This is a genomic window from Reyranella sp., assembly GCF_965279465.1.
Classification (GTDB): domain Bacteria; phylum Pseudomonadota; class Alphaproteobacteria; order Reyranellales; family Reyranellaceae; genus Reyranella.
Genome location: NZ_OZ257242.1, coordinates 5,756,653 through 5,781,719, shown reverse-complemented (window position 1 = coordinate 5,781,719; position 25,067 = coordinate 5,756,653). Strand labels below are relative to the sequence as shown.

Here is a 25,067-nt window from a genome sequence, read left to right as displayed (position 1 = left end):
GTCGGGAACGCAATCTATTTTGTTACTTGTAGTGGCGACGTGGTGAACGCGCCATGCCGGAAAGGGTTGCTCCAATGTGCGGAATAGCAGGCCTGTTCCACCCTTTTCAGCCCGCGCATCCGCCCGTGCGAACCCTGCGGGCGATGACCGATGCACAGCGCCATCGTGGCCCAGACGGCGAAGGCTTCCATGCTGAGCCGCATCTCGGCTTCGGCCACCGGCGGCTGGCCATCGTGGATCTGGCCGGTGGGGCGCAACCCATGGCCACGGACGACGGGACGGTGATCGTCACCTTCAATGGCGAGATCTACAATCATGAGATTCTGCGCCGGACGCTCGAGGCGCGCGGCCATGTCTTCCGCAGTCGTTCCGACACCGAAGTGCTGCTCCATGGCTGGAAGGAATGGGGCGCGGATATGCCGGCCCGGCTGGTCGGCATGTTCGCCTTCGCGTTGTGGGACCGCGGGGCGGGGCGGCTGCTGCTGGCGCGCGACCCGCTCGGCGAAAAGCCGTTACACTACGCCTGGCTGCCAGACGGCCGCTTCGCCTTTGCCTCGGAGATCGGCGGGCTGACGGCGCTGCCCGATCTGCCGCGCCGCCTTGATCCGGTGGCGCTCGACGACTTCCTGGCCCTCGGCTACGTGCCGGACCCGGCGACCATCTATTCCGCCATCCGCCGCCTGCCGCCGGGACATCTGATGCTTCTCGGCCGAGGGGAGGTGCGGTCGATCCAGCGCCGCTTCTGGGCGCCGCCGCGCACGGCCGGCGCTGGCGACGCCGATGCCGCGGGGGCATTGCAGCGGCGCCTTGATTCTGCGGTGCGGGCCCGGATGATGGCCGACGTACCGTTGGGTGCCTTCCTCTCGGGCGGTATCGATTCCGGTGCAGTGACTGGCCTCGCGGCGATGGCCGCAGGCGAGCCGCTCGCCACCTTCACCATCGGCTTCGCCGGCGCGGCGGATGAGCGGCCGGACGCCGCGATGGTGGCCAGGCGCTATGGGACGCGCCATGTCTCCGAGGATGGTGCGGCCGCGGATTACCTCGCCATGGCACGCCAGATTCCCCGCCTGTTCGGCGAACCGTTCGGCGACCATTCTGCGGTGCCGACCCTGGCGGTGGCGCGCCTCGCGCGGCGCCATGTAACGGTGGCGCTGTCCGGGGACGGCGGTGACGAGGTATTCGCCGGTTATCGCCGCTATCGCTTCCACATGATGGCCGAGGCGGTGCGACGACTGCTGCCGGCCGGGGTGCGACGCGGCGCGGTAGGCGCGCTCGCCCGCGCTTATCCGAAACTGGACCGCGCGCCGCGCTGGCTGCGTGCCAAGACGACGCTGACCGAGATCAGCCTGGACAGCGCGCTCGGCTATTATGGTACGGTTTGCAAGCTGGCGGAGGAAAGGCGGCGGGCGCTGCTCTCGCCCGCTCAGCGCGCCGCGGTGACGGGTCATGATCCCTCGGCGCGCTTTGCGGCGCTGATGGAAGAATGCGACCCGGAAGACCCACTGCTGCAGGCGCAATATGCCGATCTCCATACTTATTTGCCTGGCGACATCCTGACCAAGGTAGACCGCACCAGCATGGCGGTGTCACTGGAGGTGCGCCCGCCGCTACTGGACCCGGACCTGGTAAGCTGGGGCATGACGCTGCCGGCGGAGGCGAAGCTGCGCGGCGGCGTCGGCAAGCGCGTGCTGCGCGAGGCTGCCGCGTCGCTGTTGCCGCCGGACCTGCTGCAGCGGCGCAAGCGCGGTTTCGCAGCGGAACTCAGCGGGCATTTCCGCGCCGCCGGGCTGCAGCTCAGGGCGCGGCTGACGGGTGGGCCGATGGCCGAGAGCGGACTGTTCGATCTGCAGGCGCTGAGACAGCTGGTGGATCGACATGCCTCCGGTGCGGCGGATCATAGCCAGGCACTGTGGCATCTGCTGATGATGGAAGGATTCCTCGCAGGGCAGCAGGCTGAGCAGCCTTCGCGGGAAGTAGCACATGCGGAGGCGGCGCCATGAGTGGCAAGGATATGAGTGGACCCGCGATGACCATGGCCTTGCGCGGATCCTCGCCTTTATCCGCGATGTCCGCCACCACGACCATGGGCGTCGACGTCTTCATTCCCTGCTACAACTACGGGCATTTCCTGGAGCAGTGCGTGGACAGCATACTGTCCCAGGACGGCGTTCAGGTCCGCGTGCTCATTATCGACGACGCCTCGACGGATGGCTCATTGGAGGAGGCACGCCGCCTCGCGGCGCGGGATTCCCGCGTCTCTGTCTTCGCGCATCCGGTGAACAAGGGGCATACCGCCACTTACAATGACGGCATCGCCTGGGCATCCGCGCCATACATGGTGTTGGTCTCCGCCGACGATCTACTTGCCCCTTTGGCCTTGTCGCGCAGCATTGCCCTCATGGAAGCCCGGCCGGAAGTAGGTTTCGTTTACGGAGCGCTCTGCCACGTTGATGGTAGCGTGAATGGCGAGGCGGCGATGGCCCAGGCACGTGCCGCCGACCCCTGTGGCTCGGTGACAACTGGCCGAGATTTCATCGCGAGCCTATGCCGTCGGCCCATATGCTTGGTGCCGGCCTCGGGTGTGATCGTGCGGACGACGTTGCAGCAGCGGCTCGGAGGTTACCTGCCCGAGCTTCCGCATAGTGGAGATCTGGAGATGTGGCTCCGATTGGCCGCGCATGCCGACGTCGGCATCTTAGGTGCGCCAACCGCCATTACACGCATCCACGCTTCCAATATGCGTCATGAATACCATGTAGATCGATTGATACCGGACTACCAGCAGCGCGCACTGGCGTTCCGCCGGTTTTTCGAACGGCAGGCCGAGCACGTTCCCGGCGCCGGGGACCTCGCGCGAAGCGCGATGCGCCGGCTGGCGGAGGAAGTGGTTGTCGCATCCGATTGCTGGTTCGACCAAGGAATGGAGGCCGATGCAGCGGGACTTGCGGCTGTCGCGTTGGAGATCGACCCAACGGTCGTGCGCACCAAGCGGTGGTGGAGGACCGCTGCCAAGCGCACCGTCGGATGGAAGTTGTGCCAGAGTTACGGTAGGGCGAAAGCGGTTTTGCGTGGAACTGTGATCGCTCCGAGGCATGGAGGGATACTGTGATGACCCTGCTTGGCGATGCAACGGTAGCCAGTTCCTCCGAACCCGGTCAGCCGATCCGCGTGATGTTCTGCTGCGATCCCAGATTCTATCAGCATCTGGCCGTGGCAATAGCATCGCTGCTGAAAAATAACCAACGGCACTCTTTGGATATCACCGTCGTCTCGAGCGGCCAGGATGCCGCGGCCGAGCGCAAGCTTGTCAGCATCCTTCCCTATCATCCCGATGCGAAGGTGACTATCAAGCACTTCGGACTGGAGGGGTTCAACGCACTGCCTACGTCGGGGCACATCACGGTCGAGACCTATCTCAGAATTCTAGCGCTCGATACACTCCCGCCTGACTGCGAGAAGATCATATATCTCGACTGCGACCTCGTGGTGGTGTCCACCTTGGATGGTCTCTGGGAGGTTGATCTCGGCGACTACGCATTGGCGGCTGTGCCGGACCCTTATGGGGCTGAGCGACCGAGAGTGCTCGGGATGCCGGATAGTGCAACCTATGTGAACGCCGGGGTGCTTCTCATTAACGTCAAACGCTGGCGCGACCATGACTTGGCTGCCAGCATCATTGCCTACGCTGAGCATGAGGGAGATAGGCTCCGCTATCACGATCAGGACGCCATCAACGCCCTGCTTCATGCCGAGACCCGCATTCTGCCATTCCGCTGGAACTGCCAGGCGAGGATGTTCGAGACGAACCGGTCATTCTCCGCGCGAGAGCGGAAGGCTATTGCGGTTGCGACCCGCGACCCTGCCATCATTCACTACACCACTCCGCAGAAGCCTTGGATATCGACCGCATACACGCCGCAGCGCGCGATTTACCGCCGTTACCTGGCCATGACGGCTTGGAACGGCGCGCCGATGCGGCAGTCAATCGATGATCTGCCGGAAGCGCTGTACAACCGCATCGCCAATGCCTGCGGATCGTCCTTGCCGTACAAGCGCTTCCTGGAAAGCACGAATGCAGGCCGCGTGATTTTTCGCAGCTGGCAGGCAGTAGGCTGGATTGCTTCATTGCTGAGGACCGATGCCGTCTCAAAGGTCTTCCGGCGAACCACGACCGGCGCGCCAAAGGCAGGGCGGCGTTACAGGCCTGATGCTGGGCTCTCCCGCCCAGCTTGGCCGGACGCCGTCGACCCAGTCCAGAGAGACATGCCGTGACACCAGTCTGCAGACGTCGGCCGCGCGACATTTGCGTCGTCACTGGCTGCGTGCATCGGCGGTCGATCAGCGTCGTATCCTGCCGCGGCACGGTTGCGGCAGATCGAAATGCCGAGGCGGGCCGCTGCCTGCCCGCCTCGCTTCCGCAGCTTGACGCCCGATCGGCTGCGGATGAAGGAGCTGGATGATGAGCAACGGTATCCGCCGTTCCTTCGCCTTCTCGGCAGTGGAACGCTACGCCTCGATTGCTGTCAGCTTCGTGACGTCAATCATCTTGTCACGACTCCTTACGCCGCAGGATTTCGGAATCTTTTCCATTGCGATGTCGTTCGTAATCCTGGCGGACATCTTCCGCGAATTCGGCACCGGCAATTACTTGGTTCAGGTCAAGCAGCTGACCGATCAACACCTTCGCACAGCGTTTACTACGTTGTTCGCCACCTCGGCGCTGTGTGCATTGGTCATCCTGGTAGGAATGCCATTTATTGCCGAATGGTACGACGATGCTCGGTTCCGGCAACTTATGCCTCTCTTTGCCGTCAATATGCTGTTAGGTCCTTTCGGGCTTCCAAGCCGAAGCCTCCTCCTGCGGGACCTCTCTTTCGACATATTAGCGGGAATTAGCCTGCTGGGGACCGCGATTTACCTCGTCGTCGTCGTTGGCCTTGCTCTGCTTGGGCATGGAGTGATGAGCTTGGCGTGGGCCGCGCTCGCTTCAACCGCGTCCGGCGTCCTGATGGGATGGGTCGTGCGTCCCTGTTTCACGGCCTTCCGCGTCTCCCTGCGCGGATGGAGGGAGCCGTTCGAGTTTGGCACCGTCTCGACGGCGACGGCCATTCTCAACGTCTTCTACGAACACCTGCCACAGCTTATCATCGGGAGGAGTATCGGATTGGCGGCTGTTGGCCTTTTCGGACGGGCCGCTTCGCTCTGCCAGTTGCCCGACCGGTTGGTCATCAGCGCTTTCAGTCCTGTGCTCCTTCCCGCGCTGTCACGGCAGACCCAGGCCGGTGTCGATCTGAAGCCGTCTTACCTTCTCGCGCTTTCCCACATGTCGGCATTGCAATGGCCGATCCTGCTCTGCCTCGCCTTGCTCGCCGAGCCTGCGGTGCTCATCCTGTATGGGGAGCAGTGGAAGGAAGTCGCACCCCTGGTCCGCATCATGGCGCTCGCGGCGCTCGCGATGTTTCCCGCCTTCATGACCTACCCAACGCTCGTTGCACTTGGCCGTGTGCGCGACACGCTCTGGATGAGCCTGATATCGCTGCCCCCGTCCATGCTTCTGATTCTTGTGGCATCGCCCTTCGGTCTGGAAACGGTGGCCGCGACACAATTGGTAACCGCGCCGATGCAGGTCTTCGTCGCCGTCAGCTTCATCGGGCGGAGGATCGGTGTTTCCTGGGCCGACATCGCGGCGGCGGTCTGGCGCAGCATCGTCGTCGCGATCTGCTCTTCGGCGGTGCCGGCGCTGGTCATCGTGTTGCAAGGCGGGTTCAGTTTCAGCATCTCGCATTCGGCACTGGCTCTCGCGCTCGCCGGTGCTGCTGCGGGGTGGTTGGTCGGTCTCCTCCTGTCGGGGCACCCTTTGCGGGAAGAGTTGTGGAACGGGACGGAGTTCGTCGGCCGTCGCCTCCGCCGATGGTCCTCATGAGGGTCCCCTTCGCGCCGCGGCGCCTGCGCGGATTCGATGAGCGCCGTGCCATGCACGTCGATTGGCCAGCGTGGTGCGATGGCGATGCTCAGTTCGACCATGGGGCGAAGGGGCCTTGCAAACACCAGTTCCTGTCGAGCTGCAAACCTTCCTATCTTCCGGACGACCGGTCTGGGCAACGACCTGGAGTCAAGCCTGCTTGCCGAGCAAGATGCGCGCGTCGGGCCGCGCAGCGGACGGAGCCTAGTTTGCGCATCCTCTACAGCCATCGGATCCAATCACACGACGGGCAGGGCGTTCATATCGACGCGCTGGTCGCCGCATTGCGCGCTGCCGGGCACGAGGTCTGCGTCGTCGGCCCGCCGGCGTACGATGCGGTAGCGCTGGGCGGCGAAAGTCCGGCTCTCGCACGTATCCGGCGCCTGCTGCCCGGTGCGCTGCGCGAGTTGGCGGAGATGGCCTATGGCCTGGTCTCCACGGCGCGGCTGGCGCGGGCGGCGCGGGATTTCTGCCCAGACATCATCTATGAGCGTGCCAACCTCTTCCATATGGCAGGAAGCTGGGTGGCCCGGCGTCGTGGCGTGCCACTTCTGTTGGAAGTGAATTCGCCGCTCGCCGAGGAACGCGCCCGCTTCGGCGGCCTTCGGCTGAACCGCCTGGCCCATGCCGCTGAGCACTTCGTCTGGCGCCGTGCGGACATCGTCCTGCCTGTCACAGAGGTATTGGCCGACCATGTGACCAAGGCGGGCGTGCCGCGCACGCGCGTCGCAGTGGTGCCGAACGGTATCGACCTTCAGGATTTCGCCGAGCTTCCCGCAAGAGCGGCGAGCGAGGCAGTGCAACTCGGCTTCGTCGGCTTCGTGCGCCACTGGCATGGGCTTGACCGTGTGCTGCGTGGGCTTGCCGCCTGGCAGGGAACGCCGCGCCTTGACCTCACCGTGGTAGGGGAGGGGCCGGCGCGCGCCGATCTCGAATCACTCGCCGCGGAACTCGGACTGGCCGATCGCGTGCGCTTCACCGGCCTTGCGACCCGGGAGCAGATTCCGCGCCTGGTGGCCGGCTTCGACATCGCGTTGCAGCCGGCCTCCGTGCCCTATGCCTCGCCGCTGAAGCTGTTCGAATACATGGCGGCGGGGCGAGCCATCATTGCCCCCGACCAGCCCAATATCCGCGAAGTATTGGAGCAGGGCCGCACAGCGCTGCTGTTCGACCCGGCCAGCCCTGAGACGATGTGGCAGGCGGTCGAGACCTTGGCGCGCGACTCGGCGCTTCGTGCACGCCTCGGCACTGCGGCGCGGGAGGAGATATTGCAACGAGATTTCACCTGGGCCGGCAACGCGTGCCGCGTCGTTGCCTTGGCCGAACGTGCGCTGGACGGGAAGAAGGACATGGGGCGCTGATTGATGCGGTACGCATGTCATCGCGCGCACCAATGCAGACCCATGGAGGAACTGTGTCCGTGCTGGGCTGTTGGCGGTTTAATTGGAACTCTGCGGCATGCCAGTGTTTCGATTGAGCGTTCGCAAATAAAACTCGGCCAGAAGGAGTAGAGGCAGTGATGGAAGTCACGACGTCACCGCTGCTCTGCATTGCTGTGCTTGCGCACAACGAGGAGCGGCGAATAGCCCGATGCCTTGCTTCGCTGCTGCAAGACGCGGACGGCGCACCGATCCACGTCATCGTCAACGGTTCGACCGATCGAACGGCGAAGATAGCACGGACCGTGCCGGCACCTAACGTGGCCGTCCATGAATTTGCCCGGGGCGGCAAGTCTCGAACATGGAATCGCTTCGTGTTCGATACTCTCGAGGAATTTTCCCAGGTGCATGTGTTTGTCGATGGTGATGCGGAGATTGCGCCAGGCTCGGTCACTGCCCTGGTTTCCACTCTGGCGCAAGACAGGCATGCGAATGTCGCCGCCGGCATGCCCCTCAACGGGCGGCGGGCAGAAGCTTACCGTGCCGAGATGCGCGCGCGACACGGTCTCTTCGGAGATCTTTATGCGGTGCGAGGCAGCTTTCTCGCGCGGATGAAGAAGAAGGCGATACGCCTGCCTGATGACCTGATCGGTGATGACGGCCTGATCGCAGCCATGGCCAAGACAGATCTGGAGAATGAAACCAACTGGGACGATCATCGGGTTGCTGTCTGCGAGAAAGCGGGGTTCTTTTGCGAACCCGTGCAAATCACGCGCTTGCACACTCTGCGTATCCAGTATCGGCGCATGCTCAGCTATTCCACGCGTCACTTTCAGAACCGTATTATCAGCCAGATCATGCGGGATGTTGGTCCGGTCGGGCTGCCAAGATATCTGTCAGCGCTTTACGCGGAACACTGCAATCGAATGGTACCGCGCCGGTCGTTGCCCTGGTGGTATTTCGATCGGCTTGCACTTGCACGGATGCGAGCGGTGCGTGAGAAGGCCTAAGGTGACAGCAAAATGGTCCGTGCGTTCGTGCTCGCTATCAGTTATCGCACCGGCTGACGCAACGAGAGACCGTCTCCCCGGTCTCTATGGTGCAAAAGGCCAGTAGATGCGGGACTCACCCTAATGCCCCCTATCGCTATCATCATTCCGTTCTATCAGAGGAAGGCTGGCATCCTGGCAAGGAGCCTCGATGCCGTCCTCGCCCAGACGACGCTGGATGGAGTTGCGATCCACATTGTTGATGATGGGTCGCCAATTGATCCGATCGACGAAATTGGCCGAGCCCGAGCCGAACTGGGGAATGACCGCATAACGTTGCACCGCAAGCCGAACTCTGGCCCTGGTGCTGCGCGGAACTACGCTTTGGACCGCTTGCGTGAGGCCGAGGTGGTGGCCTTTCTGGATTCGGATGACCGTTGGCCCGATTGCCATATTGCAAATATAAAGGGTGCCATATCGCGTGGAGGCGATCTGTACTTCGCGGATTACAGAAGAGAAGGAGATGCCGCATCGCGTTTCGAGCAGACGGCATTCGCCTGGGAGGGCATGCAGATTGTCGACAATCTTCGCGAGTTTGCGGGGGATCTTTTCTCGCTCATCCTGGTCAACTCGCCGATCGGTACTCCCACGGTGGCCTACCGTTTCGCGGCGATGTCGGACCTGCGATTCCGGGAAGGGTGGCGGGCTGGAGAGGATACGCTCTTCTGGCTTCAGATTGCGCAGCGCGCCCGCAAGGTCTTCTTCTCCCCTTCAGATCAGGTGATTTGTGGACGCGGTGTCAATATTTTCGCCGGATGCGAATGGGGTACAATCGACGACCTCGTTCGGCTGCGGCACGTAGTGGCTTTCCACATGCATGTCCAGCGGCATTTCAAGCTGAGCGCCGCCCAGTCCCGTCGTAACCGGGAGTGGCTTGCCCAGCTGGACCATGCATTCCTTCTCTCGTTTCTATCGGCATTGCGTAATCGGCAGCCGCGTTGCCTCTCCGAATTGGGCGGCTATGTGCGGGACCGTCCGTCGTCGGTTCTCAGATTGAGCGCTGCCCTGCGGCAGGCTGCCTCGATGTTGTGCGATAGAAGATTGAAGGCTTTCACCAGATGACTGCAACACTCGCTCTCGCGATCGAAGTCAATCGCTTTGCAACTGCCTGGCTGGATCCTGCGGATTTACAGTCGATCCTACTTCGCAGGCCGCCTGCATCTCCTTGACCGCGTCTCGCGCCAATATTGCAACATTCCACAGTAGTGGGCGTTGACCTTCAAGGCCTCGATCCACTGGGGCGCGTGCGCGGCGATGCGCAACCAGGCAAAACGAAGCCATGAGGTCGGACATTTAAGCCACAGCCATCGCGGCGCTCCGAAAAGAAACGGTGCACCCCTGTCGCCCTCGATTTGCGCTACGGTCGCTCCTTCAGCCTGGTAATATTTCCGGATGTAAGCCGTCGTCTGGCGGCTGGGAGGGATGCGATGTCGGACGCGACTGTCAGGTACCCAATAGCCCGTCGCCCCACTATTCAGCATTGCCTCGATGACCAACTGTTCCTCTCCCAGCCGCGCCCGTCCCGGCGCGACGCCGAAAGCCGGGTCGTAGGGAAAACGGTGCTGCTCACGGGTTCTGACTGCATAGTTTGCGCCGTATGGGAGCCGATTGTCAGGAACGGATAAGGGCAGCGGTGCGTCGCCAAAATCCCGTTCGGCAAGCATGCCCGACAGCAGTTGTCGGCCGTGCACAAACCAGGTCGGCGTTGGCGCCTGGATCAATGGTATGATTTTGCCGCCGAAGACGGCTGCGTCCGGCCAGCGCTTGAATGCTGCCAAATAGGCCGAGAGCCAATTCGGATCGACCGACACGTCATCGTCGGTCCAGAGGAGGTAGCGGCCTCGTGCAGCGCGTATGCCGCAGTTGCGCGCGTTGGATAGGCCCGGAGTGGCCTCGACGACGCGGCGAACCGGTAGCTTCCCTTCAAATTCGCCCACTACGGAGGCGGTGTGGTCTGTGCTGCCGTTGTCTACAACGACAATCTCCCATTGGGTGTCGTCCGGTATGCCCATCGCGGTTAGCGATGTCAGCATCTCGCGGAGCGAGACCGCACGATTGCGCGTGCATACGATCACGCTGGCATGCAAGTTTGTCTCTACCATCAGCCGATCCGTCGATTGTCTCGGGTTCATGAGTCTAAGTCGGCAGGGTTACGAAAGATACTACCCTATGCTTCATCATGGCTCGGTGCTATGTCGCCCACCCGCTGGCGCGGTGCGCAAGGAAGCGTATGGGGCATCCCGCTTCTGAACTTCGGCCGCAACAGCGCGTTGCGGAACGTACGGCTGATCGATAGCGGGGACCGTGATTGTCCGGCTCAATGTGCCGCTCGAGGCTTTGGGCTCTATCGCCCTTTCCCCCGCAAGTGCGACCGCGTCCGGCGCGCGCGAGTTTTCCGATGAGTCGCAGAGTTGGAAGACGGACAAGAATGGAACACCGATTGCAAATCGTTCCTTGGATCTGGAAGAAGCTAACTGCCTCGAGGTGGAGACGCGAGGCTCCGCCATTCTTGCGAGGCGATGCGAAAATGATTTCGCAAGTTCGCGCGAGGGTCTACGGTTATAAAAGGCAGTCCGATTTCAGGTTTTGGCGGTCGATTGAGGGGAGCGGCCACCTTGAGACGCCGTATGACATGATTGCTCATTGCCAGTCACAGCTGCCCTCCTCGAGGGACTGCCGTATGTGTAACGTCGTGGCGACATCGCCGCTCGGCGTCGGTATTGTGCCGTCCTTTGGCGAGAAGCCGATCTCCGGCCTTGTTTCTGGGCGCGGTCAGCCAGTCCGGAGGTCGCTCGCAGGCGACTCGCTGACTGATGAGTTGCGCGGCCCTGTGGGGCGGGTGCGGCGATGGACGTAGCCCCGACCGAGCCGCTGTTCGCCTCCGTGCGGGGCATGCTCGGTACACTTGCCCTGCCGCCAGACGTGCTGCTGCTGGTCGCCCTCGCAGGTGCCGCGCTCGCCTGGCGAGGCTGGCGTCGTGGCGGCGCAGTGGCGGTGCTTGCCATCGCTGCGGTCCTGCTGCTCGCTACACCAATGGCGTCCGGACTTCTGTTCGCTTCGCTTGAATGGGCGGCACCGGTGACGCCCGCGGCTGTGCCGGGCGCCATCATCATCCTCGGCGCGGAGGCAAGCAACGGTCCGGACGGGCCGGATGTGGGCCCGTTGACGCTGGAACGGCTGCGCCGCGGTGCCGCCCTGCAGCACAAGACGGGCCTGCCGATGCTCGTCACCGCCGGGCCGCCCGGGCTGGACGTCCCGCCGCTGGCCGCCACCATGCGCGCCGTGCTCCAGCAGGATTTCGCCGTTCCGGTGCGGTGGGAGGAGCCTGCCGCACGCAACACGGGAGACAATCTCCGCCTCGCCACCGCCATGCTGGGCCAGGCGGGCATCGGCGCGGCCTATCTCGTCACACATGCCTGGCACATGCCGCGCGCGCAGCGGGAGGCGGCGCGCGCCGGCCTGCCGGTGCTTCCGGCAGCGGTGCCTCGACCGCGCCGTCCCGACGGTCGACTCTCCGACTGGGTGCCCCGCGCGGACTACCTTGCCATGAGCTGGCTGGCATTGCGGGAGTGGGGCGGCCTCGTGGCGCTGGAGGCCGGGCTGTGAGGCCATCATCATGATCCTTCCGAGTGGGGCCGCGATGCGCGCTGCCGCGCCCCTCCTGCTGCACGTCTTCCCGACCTTTGCCGTCGGCGGGGCGCAAATGCGGTTCACCGTCCTCGCGAATCGGTTCGGTGACCAGTTCCGTCATGCTGTAGTGGCGATGGATGGGCGGTACGAGGCGCGATCGCTGCTCAACCCTGCGCTCGACGTCAGCTTCCCCCAGGTCGATGTGGTCAAGGGCGACACGTGGGGTAATCTGCGCCGTTTCCGGGGTGCGCTGCGCGACATCGCCCCCGCCGTGCTGGTCACCAGCAACTGGGGCAGCATCGAATGGGCGCTGGCGCGGGTCGGCATGGGAGTGCCGCATCTGCACATGGAAGATGGCTTCGGCCCGGAGGAACGCACGCGCCAGCTGCCGCGTCGCGTGCTCACTCGCCGTCTGGTGTTGCGTCGGTCCACGGTGGTGCTGCCCTCCCGCCTGCTGTGGCGCATCGCCACCGAGATATGGCGCCTGCCGCCAGCGCGATTGAGGCTGCTGCCCAACGGCGTCGATCTGGCGCGTTTCGCTGCCGCCGGACCGCGCGACCGCGAACAGCCGGTCGTCATCGGCACCGTTGCCGCGTTGCGCCCGGAAAAGAACATCGCGCGGTTGATCCGCGCTCTCGCCCGCATGCGCACCGTGGTGCCGGCGCGGCTGGTGATCGTCGGTGATGGCCCTGATCGGGCGGCGTTGGCAGCCCTGGCCGCGGAGGCGGGGGTCGGCGGGCAAGTGGAGTTCGCCGGTCACCGCGCGGATCCGGCTCCGCTCTACGCCAGTTTCGACATTTTCGCGCTCTCGTCCGACACCGAGCAGATGCCGCTCTCCGTGCTCGAAGCGATGGCGTCGGGGCTGCCTGTGGCGGCAACCAATGTCGGCGACGTCGCTACGATGCTCGATGCGGCAAACCGCCCCTATGTCGTGGCGCGAGAGGATGGAGCCCTGGCCGATGCGCTGGCGGAGCTCGCGACGCGGCACGATCTGCGGGCTGCCCTCGGCGCCGCCAACCGGGCGCGCGCCGAGGCTGAATTCGCGGAGGCGGACATGGTTGCCGCCTGGCGCGACCTGTTCTCCGGCCTCGCGCTCGGGCGACGACCGTGATCTCACGAAGATTCAGCGAAGGGTTCCTGACTCGGATAAAACCTGTCCATCCCCGCGCAAGGGCGTGACCGTCGGTGGCAGCTTGTTTCCTCGCAGCAAAGCCGGGGTCGCCGTGCGATTCGTGACGAAGACGGTGCGATAGCTGCCGTCGACGGTGAGGACATTCGATTCAATGCGGATCTCCGGCGTCGGCCGGTCCAAGCCTTCGGCGCCGATGGAAATCACCGTGCTGCGGTTGCCCGAGCGCGGGCCTTTGGACAATCGGTTGCCGCGTACCAGCGCCGCGCCGCCATTCGGTATGTCGATCAGATAGCTCGCCGTTCCCTCGGGCCCGTCCTCGATGTGGCAGTCGAGCACCTCGGTTCGGAAAGCGCGCGACTTTACGTGGTGGCCTTCCCGTGTGGCGAGGAAGTGGGAGCGTTCCAAGCGCAACAGCTCGAGCGGTCCGGCATAGATGCCATGGGCGCAGGCCTGCTCGCAGCTGCCATTGCCGATGAATGCGCTATCGCGGACGATCAGGGCGCCGCGCGTCACGCCGGCATAAAGGATGCCATTCTCATTGCGCAGGAAACGCACATGTTCGACGGTGAGGTTGACTCCCTCTGCACGGATACCGGCGCCATTGGCGTTGGCGCTGCGCGCACCGGTCAAAGTCACGCCTCGGACGGTGACGTCGTTGCCCGAAATGACGAAAACGCCCTTCTCGTTGCAGGTGCGGTTGCCGACAATAACACGCTCGAAATCTTCCCCTTCGATGACGATCCCGTTGGCACGCCATACCGCGCAGTCCTCGTAGGTTCCGGGAGCGATCCTGATGACATCTCCCGGCCGGGCTGCGACGGCGGCGGCAGACGGCAGAGCGAAAGGACGACCCGGGCCCACCTCCAGCACGCGCGCGTCGGCACGCGGCATGCCCGACAGCGGCAGAAGGACAAGCATAAGCAGGAGTGCCGCGGCACGCATGGATCATCGCCTTTCAATGGGAGGACCGGGTTTCTACATAGGGCGAATTCCGCGCCGCAGCCAATCCGCGGCATGGACGCCGCTAAGGTGTGTCGCACTGCAGGCCATCGGCACGCCAAGCACAAGGCGTCGTCGCTCCCGACCTGCAGGCGAAAGTCAGCCCGGGCTCAGACCTCGAACGTTGGTCTTGACACTTTTTCAGGGAGTGACGCATTACTGGCGGCCAAGTGCTCGGTAGCTGGGTGCTCGTTCTCGCCTGCACCTGCTGTGCCTCGCGATTCGGCGAAAGGGGCGAAGGGCCACCGATCGTGTTTGGGGGCAAGATGAGCGTCGGCGTTGTTATACCGACCTACAACCGCGCAGCACTTCTGCCGGCCACGCTTGACGCCGTGTTGGCGCAGACCCTGCCTCCCGACGAGATCATCGTGGTGGACGACGGATCGCAGGACGACACGGATGCGGTGTTGAGGCGCTACGCATCGAAGGTCCGGCATGTGCGCATTGCGAATTCCGGCGACCTCGTCGCCCGCAACATCGGCGTGCGTGCCACAAAATGCGACCTCGTTGCCTTCTGCGACAGCGATGACCTATGGCGGCCGGGGTTTCTTGCCGCAATGGCCTCGCTCTGGCAGGCCGAACCCAAGACACGGTGCGGCTATGCCGACTTCGTGACAGTCCATGACGGAAAATGGAGCTCCACGAGCAAGTTCTCCTCCGCCCCAGCCGAATTCTGGCGAGGCTTGCGGACAGCGGGATCGGGAACCGCGCTCGGATGGTTCGATGAGCCTTTGGTAGATCGGTTGGTCGCCTTCCAGCCTTTTTTCCCCTCGTGCATGGTCGCGGACCGCGCTTTCTTCCTGTCTGTCGGGGGGTGGGATGAGGCGGTCAGCCGCATTGTCGGGACAGACTTCGCCACCGCCCTCCGAATGGCCGAGCATCCGCCCCTCGGCGTCGTTCGTGGGGCGCCACTGGTCGGCATCCGCAAGCACGGCGGCGGCTTCTCGGCCGATGTGCAGGCAATGAATCTCGGAGACAGCCGCATCCTCGAGCACGTCCTAGCCACCCGGCCTTCGGTGGCGCCGTATGCAGGGCTGATCCGCGACAGCATTGTCGATCGCCGGCTGGGGGCGCTCGATACGGCGTTCGCGCGGGGCGATTTCCAGGCCGTGCGGGATATTCGCGCCATGATCCCGTCGCAGAAGCTTCCGCTGACGAGCCGTGCCAAGAGCTGGGTCGCCTCGTTGCCTGCGCCGCTACGGCGTGGTGTTGCAATGAGCCTGCTCGCCGCCGGTTCCGCTACCGCGCGGCGTCGAAGGTGACCTGACGAACCGTCAACTCCGATTCTTGCCGTGCTCGGCGGCTGTTCCCGCGGCCATTGCCCGAAGTTTCAATCAATCCTGGGCAGGGCCATTCGGCACGCCGGATGGTTATCGCACCGTACAGCGCTTCAGGAACATATCTGTTCGCTTCGACCAGCCGGAGGCCGCGGCAACCCTCAGCCCGCCACGGCGCAGCTTGTCTCGCAGCGTCGCATCCTTTCGCAGCAGACGCATGGCCGCAGCGACCTCCGCTACGGACGCGCCATCGACGACCAGACCATTGTCGCCGTGCTGCACCGCGTCGGTGCTACCGCCGTCGCGACCGGCGATCACGGGCAGGCCGCAGGCATTGGCTTCCAGGAACACCAGGCCAAAGCCCTCAGTGTCGCCGTCGGGAAGCCGGCGGTTCGGCATCACGAAAACGTCCCCCAGGCGATAGTGGTCGGCCAACGTGGCGTCGGGCACCGCACCGGCGAATACAACGCGGTCGGCCACGCCATTGAGCTCGGCCAGCCTGCGCAATTCCGGCTCGAAGGGACCTGCGCCGACAGCCAGGAGCATCGCGTCGGGAACCGACGACAGCAGTTGGGGCATGGCGCGGATCACGTTGTCCAGGCCCTTACGTTCCACCAGCCGGCCGACCGAGACATAGACGAAACGGCCGCTCAGCCCATAGCGCTCGACAAGCTCGGCACGGCGCGGGAGCGGCCGAAAGCGCTGCCCATCGACACCGTTGGGAATGAGCGCCAGCTTGGCATTTCCTTCCGCCGGTCCGAGGAGTTCGTGCGCCACCGCCTCGGTGAAGCGGCTGACGACGATCACGCCATCCGCCAGCCGCAAGGTTCGGCGCGTCCGCCGGCGCTGAGGGTCCCAGGAGCTGATGGTAGTAAGTTCCTCGCCGTGCACATAGACGATCGTACGAATGAAGGGCACCCAGCGCAGCAGCGCAAGCATCCACCCGCCCGACAACGCGTCGCCGATGCAAACCGTCTTTGTCCGCTCGGTGACGATCAGCCGAAGCAACCTTGCCGAGATGACAAGCCGCAGCGCCAATTCAGACAGCAGCAGCCGCCCGCGCGCCATCCCGCGGACCTCGTCCTTCGGCAGGCGGGTGCGCAGCAGGGGGCAGCGCTCGATGCGGTAAGGCGCCGCCGCGTCGAACGCCTGCCAGCCCGCCAATTCGCTTCCATCGACATAGTTGACGGTAGGCGCCAGGACGGTGATGCGTCCAGCGGCGTGTCGAGCGAGGTTCTCGTAAACGACGGCGGATCCACCCAGAACGGGCGGGAAGATGCTGGCGACGAGCAGCACCCTGTCTCTTTTCGCCGCGATCTTCGAAGCATGTCGCGCCTTCGCGTGCGGGGCGGGGCGAAACCCGAAAAACGACAAACGCGTGATCATGCCGACACCATAACGGGCGTAATCACATTCGGTAGCGAACGGTGTGACCGCGGTACCCGAGCCGGCGCGTACCAGGCACACGACGCATCGGTGCGATACGGAGCAGTCGCTCCGGAAGCATTATTCCCGCGTGGCAAGCAATCGCCAGCGGAAGCGCATAGCCTCGCGATGGGTCGGGGACCGCCAATTTCCCGGTCCAGTGCTCCCACCACAGTCGGGAGAACTGGCGGCTGCCCCTGGTTCACATCAGTCATTGTTTCCCCAGGCATTGATCGTCCTGCACCCCATTCAGATGACTTTTCCAGGTTCGCATCCAGAGCGCCGCGCCTGACCAGGAGAGTGGATTGCTCACGCGCCGGCAAGCGGGTTGTAGCACGTCGATTGCTCAAGAAATGTGCGCGGAAAAGCAGGCATATTGGGGCATCGGACTTACCCCGACCGAATGTGTCCGAGGATGCGCCCTGCGATTTTTTCCGATCCCTGCCTTCCGTTTGCCCGGACTGGCATTGGGGCTCGCCAAAGCAGTGCATCCACGTACCAACGTCGCTCCGCCGACCGGGCCGACTCGATTTCGTTACCGAGAGCCGACAGACTCTCCGATCAACCGTCGATAAAAATACTTCAAAGGGCGCTTAACTCCGAGCTGTTCCGACAGGGTCCGTACCCAAGGCAGGACAGTCTGCTCCCATTCGACCACTGCCTTATATTTCAGCATCCCTATGGGATTTCTCCGATAATAATGCGCCAAAAATCGGAAATATTGCCCTCTTGTGTAGACTTTGGCATTCCCGCCGATCTTCGCCACCAGCGGTGTGAAATGCGGATATAGTCGGGTATTGATCAACTGGACCTTCATGAAGTTGCCGATCAGCAGATCATCAAAATAGCCGTACTCTATTGTCTTCAGTAGGGAATCCTTTGGAACGTGAAAGACGATGCCTCGGGCGTTCTTGCTGTTGCCCCGGCCGTTAAGAGGAATATGGCGGACCTCTCCTCCGACATTGAATTTCACGAAGTCGATATATCGCCGGACCAGCTGGAACTTGCTCATGAAAGCCTCGACGCGGTTCCATTCCGGAATGGTCAGCGTGCTGGACCAGTCATCGTCCGCAGTCGTCGCCGTGATCTGGGTTTCGTCTGATACTTGGCGGGAATGATTCCGCGAATACGTACCGGTCGCGAGATCAACGGTCACAAATGGCTCTATGAGCTTTACCTCTGGCCGCGACCAGTAGCGCTGCATATCGGCCCAGCCAATGCGATGAGGGTTTGCCCAAACGGAATCCGCCCTCACATAGATATGCTGTGACGAGGAGCAACAAAAAAAGCCAACTCCGAGTTGAGCCGCCTTTCGCGCGACCACCTCGATCGCACCGGGCTTTCGCTCGTCCGGGGGGCCAGCAAGTGGCCGGCCAGCCTCGTCCACGAAATTGAACATGTCCGCGTCGACCGAGCAAAGCGCCAAAAGGTACGTCTTTTCACGCGAATAGCTTCGGATCAACTGCCGCAAGAAGCCGAATTCGCCGCAAAGCGGCGAATCGTTGAGATCGACGATCAGCGATCCGCCCGCTTCGATGACAAGAATGGCATCCTGATTGATATTGTCGATGCACATCACCCGAACATCGGGCGTCAGCCGATGCCAGGACCGATAGGGCAGGACGGTCACCGCGAAACCCCGGCTCTGCAGCCCGGTCGCTATATCGGTGTCATAATGGTCCGGCAATAGGATTTGCTTTCCTGCGGGCAGCAGGCTCAGCGATTCATCGTGCAAATGATCAGGATGACCGTGCGAGATCCAGATCCATTCGGCGTCGACCATGTTCCTTATCTGCTCGGGCGAAAGCGGGTGATCCAGCGCCCAGCTGCCGAAATAGCAAGTGCCGACCAGCCAAGGATCGGTGGCTAGCAAGGGCTTGCCGTTCTCGAATACGAGGACGCTCGCATTGCCGAGAGTTTCAAATCGTACACTCATGGCTTTTTCCCTATCCTAGGACGACGTCGGCGCTAGCCGCAACGTCTCGTCCATCGCGGCTCAATCGTGAAGTTCCACTCTGGATGGAACGCGTCGCCGGCGACGTCGAGGCGGCGAGCGGGCAGTGATTCCGATACCACCGCTGGCGATAGCCGCCGGAGAAGGGCGCTTGCGGCGTTCCGACACCCAGGCCAGTGCGGTCATCGGTGGACTGTCTCGCTCTCGACCTCCGGCGTTAAGAGCTGCTCCTGAGCCGCGGCGCCAGCAATCTCCTACCGACATCGATCATCGGGTTCTCCACCAGCCGGAACGTGATCATCGAAAGCGCATAAGTCACGGGAAGCGCGACCAGCCACAGAGCAAAGCACACGAGGATTGCCTGCCAGCCCGTTGCGCGGACATCGAACACATCCGGCAGCAATTGCGGCAATTTGTGAAGCACCGCAAAGTGCAACAGATAGGCACTGAAGCTGACCTGACCCAGAGAGCAGATGGCCCGGTTGATGAACGGGCTGCGCGGATTGCTCCCAAGCACTGCAACCACGATCATGAAGATCAGCGATGCCACCAGAAGCGCCGGCAAGCCAAGTGGGGGCGCGAAGGGGAGGCGGCCGGGAAAGGGCAGGTTCGCCGCTACGACGCTCGCCGCGAAGCAGGCGATGATGATCACCATGCCGTACCGGCGAAGCAAAGTTGCAATCGCGCTCTGGGGGCTGGCCTGCAGCCGCAGCAGGACAAAATATAGCACTGTGCCCAGCGCAAAAACGGGAAGCTGGTTGGGAAACCAGAAATAAAGGAAATTCTCGATCGCCGACGTGCTGTAGTGGCCATACAGTGCGTTGTACATCATCGGATTCGCAATGCATCCGACCGCCAGCGCGACTCCACAAAACACGAGAGCGCCGCGCATCGAGCGGACCAGCAAGGCCATCAGCGGAAAGAAGAAATAGAATGTGAACTCGACGCCAATGCTCCATCCGCCTGGCACCACCATCCAGCGATCTGGAACTGTCGGGATCAGGGTCGGATGCCACGCATTTACGAATGTCAACGTCGCCAGCATTTGGCCGAGATCAAAGCCGCTCGGCGGCGTCTCGATGACGAAATAGAGCAATGCCGCCAGATAGTACATCGGCGCGATACGAAATAGCCGCCGAGTCCAGAAGTCCGTCACGCTGGCGCGGTTCTTGGCTTCGTCGGACCGCCATGACAGCAGCAACGTCACACAGCTCATCAGGAAGAACAGCTGCACGCCATGCCAGCCGAAGTTCGTCAGCTTCTTGAGCGGATACGGAAGCTCCGAGAACATTCCGCCAGTATGGCAGGTGATGACCAGCAACACTGCATAGCCGCGCACCGCGTCAATGTATGCGAACTTCCTGGTCTGATGCGCCGCCACAATCGGAGGAACCTCTGATCGGCCCTGCGCCACACTCGCCGTTGTTGCCCCAAGCATTTGGTCGTCCTGTGATCAGATCGTTCATTCCGGGTTCTCATCGAGGGTTTCGCGCCGTATGGGAACCGTCGGACCCGAAGTGCCGGTTCGTATGCCCGACACAATTCAAGCCGAGACCGACGCATGCCCTGATTGCACGAAGCCCTTGAAATCCCACGACAACCGTTGCTACACGTCGCGCCATATGCCCGGAGCGTCGTCGCGTGCTTCGATCAACTGCAGCATACGCGATTGGCAACGTACCGATAGCCCGCCATCAGGTGTTACCCCGTTCGCGCTGCACCAGAGGGCGTGGGCGTCCAAGTCGTTGGCGCCAAAGCATGACTCGCATTTGTCGGTCCACTGCTTCGAAAGCATCTGCCGCAGCACGGTAGAAATTTGCGGCGAGCCGCGCCAGGCTATCCACTCAATTCGCAACGGCAGGACCGGCGTCACCAATTCAGGCGCCGCGCACCAGCGCGCTTATGGCCGCCGACAAAGGCGATACGGTCCACTCGGTGCGATCAGCGTGCGCCAAATCCGGATAGATCAGGAAGAAATGAGGGAAGCCGAGTCCCGCGCATCGTCCCATGCATCGCGACCGGTCGACTGTGATGTGGCAGTTGCTGGACTAACCCGGATTTTCCAGTGCTCCCCGAGGCCGCGCAACGCCCGCGGAGGGAGGCGGCAGAAGGCTTTTGTACAGATCGGCCACGCGCTGGAAATGCAGGCGCGGATGAAAATGCCGCTCCGCGAAGGCACGGGCGCGCCGTCCCATGGCCTCCGCCTCCTCCGGGTGGCGCCAGAGGTCGAGTATGGCGGCGCGCAAGGCGGCGGCATCGCCGACAGGAACGATCCTGAGCGCGTCCGGCGGGGCGAAATAGTCGCGCAGCGCGGGATTGTCGGTGACGATGGTCGGGCGCCCCATAGCCATCGCCTCCATTAGCGCGGTGACGCCGCTGGCATTTTCGGTGGCGTGGGTGGTGACGACGACGATGCGTGCCCTGGCATAGAGGCGGCGGAAATCGGGGTAGGACAGGCGCTCGAAATTCTGCCGTACCGTCGCATGGCCGACCGGATCGAGCGGCAATTTCCCGCCCGTCTTGATCAGCACGGGCAAGCCCAGGCCGTGGCACGCTTCGAGCAGCAGCGGGAAATCGCGCCCGTCGTCGAAACCGCAGGAGAATATCTCGCTCGGCGTCTCGTCCGGGCAGGCCTGCGCCCGGAAGAAATCGAGGTCGATGCAAAACGGGATGCAGACAAGCGGGGCGCCGGGATCGAATCGCTCTCTGGCCAGCTCGATCTGGTTGGAGCCGAACACCACCGAACAATCGGCCCGCCGAATAGCCAGCCTGTTCACGATGACGCGGAACCGCCAGGAGGCGGACCATTGCAGCTCCCAGACAACAACCCTGGCGCGTAAGCGGAACAGCCTGCGCAGCAGCAGCACGATCAAGGCGCTTTCCGCGTGGGCGCAGATGATTGCAGCATCGCGGCGCAACAGCAGGACGCGCAGAGCGCGCAGCGGGTCGAGCCCGCGAAAGGCATTGTGATGACGCGGCCCGAGATTCCAGGGCGATTGGTTTGGGTTTATGGTCTCGATCCGGAAACCGGCTTCCTCGAGGCAGCTCTCGTAGCGCCCGTGCTGAGGCCTGTCGTCCCCTCCGCCCCGATCGGGGCCGCCGTTGAAAAGCTGGACCACGAGCGATCTGCAAGGCGGCGTCTGCGCTTTTTCTCCCGTTGCCCGCCATGCCATCGAACACCCCGCACCACTTGCCGAAGCCCCTAACCCCGCGGCGAACATATCCGCTCGGCGCGGCAGGTCAACGGCTGGTAGTGGAGCAGACCGAATTGTCTCGCTCTGCCTTGGCCTCCGCGAAAGGTCGATTGCTCATCGGTGTACCACCAACGTGGTGCTCCTTGCAGGGTCGGAAATCGTCGGTCCGCTCCCGTTGGTCGTGCCGCAGTCCATGGCGATGCATCGGAGCTCCACTCGGGCAGATCCTCCATGGATCACATCCCGCTTCGCCCGCAGGGCTCGTCTTGCGACCAAGTCGCGCCACCCGGATCGGTTTGGCGCGCTTCCGAGTCGGCAAGCCGACAACCGGCGATACGTTCTAGGTGGGTTTGCGGGCAAGAGCCCAAACTTGAAGCGGATAGGCTGGTTCGTTCGGAAAATTCTTGCGCCAGCCGGCGCGGGCCCAATTGACCAGATTCGCCTTGAGCATCTTTCGGTTGCCCCAGGAATTGGTTCGGATCTGATCGAAATCAAAGCCGCATTCCGCTAGGAAGTGATGCAGCCCCATCTCGGTCCATCTGCTGCAATCTGTGGGAACAGCATGCACGCGGATCAGGAAGGGGGTCATTATGAGAAAATGACCACCGGGCTTCACCATGTCGTAGACGTTTCGGCCGGCACGATAGGGCCAAAGCAAATGCTCAAATACCTGGTCCGCGATGATGAGATCAAATTGGCGGTCAATTTTCTGGGAGCATATGTCGTATTCTGGATAGTTCATCTCTGAATAGGATTTGAATGGCAAATTTCTCCAGGATGCCCCGGCAGAAATTTCGAGAACGTCCAGTTGCTGTGGATTGAGATCTCCGATCCATTTCTGACATTCTTCTTCGTATACGATGCGTATCGCATGCTTGAGATCGTAGCCAATACTCTCGGAGAACTGAATAATCAGGTCTTTGACGCGTGGATTGTCGATTGCCAGCGAGTTGAGCCTACGGATGATCCCGGCGATTGCTCCTGTCGTCATATCTTTGCCCATCGGACGGTAGTTTGCGCCCGAGCAATTTCAGGCGGCCAATAGGAACCGGGGCAGGCTCGGCGGTCAAGATACACAAATATCCGGGCTTTAGCCCATCTTCGCCGATTGGGGCCGGATCGAGGGGATCGGTGTTGATTGGCTCAATGAGTTGGCGGAAGAGTCGCCACGGCAGGCGGGCGCTTGGTGAAGGTCGGCAGACGTGATGCGTGCGGCAACGTGAGCTCGATGCCGTCGATCAGACGTTTGAGTTCGGACTGAGCGTAGCGGGTGAGCGCGATTTCACCGCGGCCGCGGCTGGCTGATGGACATCGATCCTCGGGACGGGGCGTGAGCTATCTCGGAAGCTTCGCCTGCGCAGCACGTCGGCGCCAGCCGGCGGGCAGGGCCGGTGTGATGCGGGCTTCGGCCGCCGCAGGCGCCGGCTGCGCCGCCGCTCGGTGTAACGCAGCCGAGGCGCTGACCGCCAACGCGAGCAGGTAGTATTGCAGCGGTTGAAAAGCGATACTGACGAAGGCCGCGCCGGCCATGAAGATGAGCATGCCGTGGCTCAATGCGCGGGCGAGGTCGCCGAGCCATTCGAGATCCGGCCGGTTCCGCACCTGACGTCGGATGCGCTGCATGTCGACGAAAAACACGACAATGATTGTGAAGAAGATGGCGAGGCCGATCCAGCCCTGCTCCCCCAGCACCTCGAAATAGATGCTGTGAAAGGCGCGGCGTTCCTCGACTATCTCCTCACCAGCCTCGTTGCGCCACTCGATCCGGCTGGCGAGTTCGGCCATGAAGCCACCGCCGGCTGGATGTTGGTTGGCGAAGTCGACAGTCCACGCCCAGATCAATAGGCGTGTGTTGGCGCTCTGCTCCTTGGCCGGCTCGAAGGTCGTCGAAATGCGCGCCAACCAAGCATCGCCCATCAGCGGTACCACGGCCGCGGCCGCGGCTACCATCACGACCGCAGTTTGCAGCTTGCGGCGAGATTGCCACCAGGCCAACGCCGCCCAGACGAAGCAGGCGATCAGCGCTGCGCGCGCGAAGCTGCCGAAGGCACCAATGACCGCGAAGCCCGGAGCTGCCAGATAGACCCAACGGAGCCAACCCCGCCCAGGCGCCAGCAGAGAATGGCGCTGCAGATAGGTGACCAGCGGCAGGCATGCGAACGCATAGGTGCTGAGAGTGCTTCCCTCTCCACCCCAACCGCCATTAACCGGAACCAGCCCAAAGGCGCGGCCATAGCCGCCGCCGCCGCCGAACACCGACTTGAACGCGAAAGGCAGCACATTCGAAGCGATGCAGCAAAGAATGACGAGCAGCGCAGCTTCCATCTGGATACGGGAGCGAAAGACGAACGGCAGCAGCGTCGTGAACATGATCGTCTTGAAAGCCCAGTCCCATTTCCACCAGGCGACATAGGGAAACAAAGACCAAGTCGTCGTCAGGGTGATCCACACAGCCCAAGCGACCAATAGTCCGGTAAGCAGTCCAAGACGCGGCGGGTCTCGTCGATCCAGCGCCAGATAGGCGCCGACCGCCATCACGGCAGTTACCATAGAGAACGGAATGAATTGACCGAGCGTCGGCGCGACGTCCTGCGGGCGGAACAAATCCACCCAGATATAGGCGAGCGCTGCGGTAAAGGGCGCCACGAAGCCGAGCCCGATCAGGGACGCCCAGCAGCCAAAAATGAACAGTGCCTGCATTGGGGCGGTTCGTTCAGCGCCGCGTCCGGCGGCCGGATCCGGCGCTATTCCTGCGTTCCATCAAGATCGCGCGAATCGCGACGGCCACGATGCCGCCGCAGGTAAACAAGATGACGAGATTGTCGATCATGCCTTCGTTCCGATGTGGACGGCGCCCGGCGGAGAGCAAGAGGCCACACCAAGGTCACTCGTTCCTTCCACTTTTTTACCGCATAAGCGACAGCCTGTTAGCAACACCGTAGCACTTTCCAGCCATACAACCAACCGGCGGAGAGAGAAGGCCGATTGCAAAGAGTGGCGTGATTAGACATGCAAAGTTGCATAAATCACGCTAGATGTAGTGTGATACCCAAGAATGGGTAATAC

18 protein-coding genes are annotated in these 25,067 nt (G+C 62.8%); 10 read left to right on the top strand and 8 right to left on the bottom strand.

Going from position 1 to position 25,067, the window contains the following annotated elements:
- Positions 1-53 precede the first annotated feature (53 nt).
- The 7 genes from asnB (at position 54) to ACQY8M_RS28190 (ending at position 9,452) form a co-directional block, all read left to right on the top strand.
- The gene (gene asnB, locus ACQY8M_RS28220; protein ID WP_428662857.1) at positions 54-2,000 is read left to right on the top strand and encodes an asparagine synthase (glutamine-hydrolyzing); all 1,947 of its coding nucleotides are present in this window, start codon (positions 54-56) and stop codon (positions 1,998-2,000) included.
- Positions 1,997-3,109: a glycosyltransferase family 2 protein gene (locus tag ACQY8M_RS28215; RefSeq protein ID WP_428662854.1), complete on the top strand. Its 1,113-nt coding sequence runs from the start codon at positions 1,997-1,999 to the stop codon at positions 3,107-3,109. Before asnB ends, ACQY8M_RS28215 begins: the two co-directional genes overlap by 4 nt.
- Complete coding sequence (locus tag ACQY8M_RS28210; protein WP_428662851.1) at positions 3,109-4,272, top strand: glycosyltransferase family 8 protein; 1,164 nt, start codon at positions 3,109-3,111, stop codon at positions 4,270-4,272. The genes ACQY8M_RS28215 and ACQY8M_RS28210 overlap by 1 nt, the downstream gene beginning before the upstream one ends.
- A gap of 184 nt (positions 4,273-4,456) precedes the next feature.
- On the top strand, positions 4,457-5,923 hold the full coding sequence (locus tag ACQY8M_RS28205) for a lipopolysaccharide biosynthesis protein (protein ID WP_428662848.1): 1,467 nt from the start codon (positions 4,457-4,459) through the stop codon (positions 5,921-5,923).
- A gap of 248 nt (positions 5,924-6,171) precedes the next feature.
- The gene (locus tag ACQY8M_RS28200; protein WP_428662845.1) at positions 6,172-7,323 is read left to right on the top strand and encodes a glycosyltransferase family 4 protein; all 1,152 of its coding nucleotides are present in this window, start codon (positions 6,172-6,174) and stop codon (positions 7,321-7,323) included.
- Between the two features lie 158 nt (positions 7,324-7,481).
- Positions 7,482-8,351, top strand: coding sequence for a glycosyltransferase (locus tag ACQY8M_RS28195; RefSeq protein ID WP_428662842.1), 870 nt, complete (start codon positions 7,482-7,484; stop codon positions 8,349-8,351).
- 123 nt (positions 8,352-8,474) lie between these two features.
- On the top strand, positions 8,475-9,452 hold the full coding sequence (locus ACQY8M_RS28190) for a glycosyltransferase family 2 protein (protein WP_428662840.1): 978 nt from the start codon (positions 8,475-8,477) through the stop codon (positions 9,450-9,452).
- Positions 9,453-9,529: 77 nt separating this feature from the next.
- On the opposite strand, the gene ACQY8M_RS28185 is transcribed toward ACQY8M_RS28190, so the two are convergent.
- Positions 9,530-10,492: a glycosyltransferase family 2 protein gene (locus ACQY8M_RS28185; RefSeq protein ID WP_428662838.1), complete on the bottom strand. Its 963-nt coding sequence runs from the start codon at positions 10,490-10,492 to the stop codon at positions 9,530-9,532.
- Positions 10,493-11,237: 745 nt separating this feature from the next.
- On the opposite strand from ACQY8M_RS28185, the gene ACQY8M_RS28180 reads away from it, so the two are divergent.
- Positions 11,238-11,996 (top strand): YdcF family protein, encoded by a 759-nt coding sequence (locus ACQY8M_RS28180; protein WP_428662835.1) that lies wholly within the window; start codon positions 11,238-11,240, stop codon positions 11,994-11,996.
- 10 nt (positions 11,997-12,006) lie between these two features.
- On the top strand, positions 12,007-13,131 hold the full coding sequence (locus tag ACQY8M_RS28175; protein ID WP_428662833.1) for a glycosyltransferase: 1,125 nt from the start codon (positions 12,007-12,009) through the stop codon (positions 13,129-13,131).
- Between the two features lie 12 nt (positions 13,132-13,143).
- Here the strand turns inward: ACQY8M_RS28175 and ACQY8M_RS28170 are convergent, their stop codons facing one another.
- Positions 13,144-14,094: a right-handed parallel beta-helix repeat-containing protein gene (locus ACQY8M_RS28170; protein WP_428662831.1), complete on the bottom strand. Its 951-nt coding sequence runs from the start codon at positions 14,092-14,094 to the stop codon at positions 13,144-13,146.
- A 323-nt stretch (positions 14,095-14,417) separates the two neighbouring features.
- Between ACQY8M_RS28170 and ACQY8M_RS28165 the strand changes: the two genes are divergently transcribed.
- Positions 14,418-15,413, top strand: a complete 996-nt coding sequence (locus ACQY8M_RS28165; protein WP_428662829.1) for a glycosyltransferase family 2 protein — start codon at positions 14,418-14,420, stop codon at positions 15,411-15,413.
- Between the two features lie 108 nt (positions 15,414-15,521).
- On the opposite strand, the gene ACQY8M_RS28160 is transcribed toward ACQY8M_RS28165, so the two are convergent.
- The 6 genes from ACQY8M_RS28160 to ACQY8M_RS28135 all read right to left on the bottom strand — a co-directional run bounded on the left by ACQY8M_RS28160 (position 15,522) and on the right by ACQY8M_RS28135 (position 24,701).
- Positions 15,522-16,814: a glycosyltransferase family 4 protein gene (locus ACQY8M_RS28160; protein ID WP_428662826.1), complete on the bottom strand. Its 1,293-nt coding sequence runs from the start codon at positions 16,812-16,814 to the stop codon at positions 15,522-15,524.
- A 574-nt stretch (positions 16,815-17,388) separates the two neighbouring features.
- Entirely contained in the window at positions 17,389-18,789 is a 1,401-nt protein-coding gene (locus tag ACQY8M_RS28155; RefSeq protein ID WP_428662824.1) for an MBL fold metallo-hydrolase, read from the bottom strand.
- Between the two features lie 235 nt (positions 18,790-19,024).
- Complete coding sequence (locus tag ACQY8M_RS28150) at positions 19,025-20,245, bottom strand: acyltransferase family protein (protein WP_428662821.1); 1,221 nt, start codon at positions 20,243-20,245, stop codon at positions 19,025-19,027.
- A gap of 610 nt (positions 20,246-20,855) precedes the next feature.
- On the bottom strand, positions 20,856-21,926 hold the full coding sequence (locus ACQY8M_RS28145) for a glycosyltransferase family 4 protein (RefSeq protein ID WP_428662819.1): 1,071 nt from the start codon (positions 21,924-21,926) through the stop codon (positions 20,856-20,858).
- Positions 21,927-22,341: 415 nt separating this feature from the next.
- Positions 22,342-23,004 (bottom strand): methyltransferase domain-containing protein, encoded by a 663-nt coding sequence (locus tag ACQY8M_RS28140; protein ID WP_428662816.1) that lies wholly within the window; start codon positions 23,002-23,004, stop codon positions 22,342-22,344.
- Positions 23,005-23,336: 332 nt separating this feature from the next.
- The gene (locus ACQY8M_RS28135) at positions 23,337-24,701 is read right to left on the bottom strand and encodes a putative O-glycosylation ligase, exosortase A system-associated (RefSeq protein WP_428662813.1); all 1,365 of its coding nucleotides are present in this window, start codon (positions 24,699-24,701) and stop codon (positions 23,337-23,339) included.
- Between the last annotated feature and the right edge of the window lie 366 nt (positions 24,702-25,067).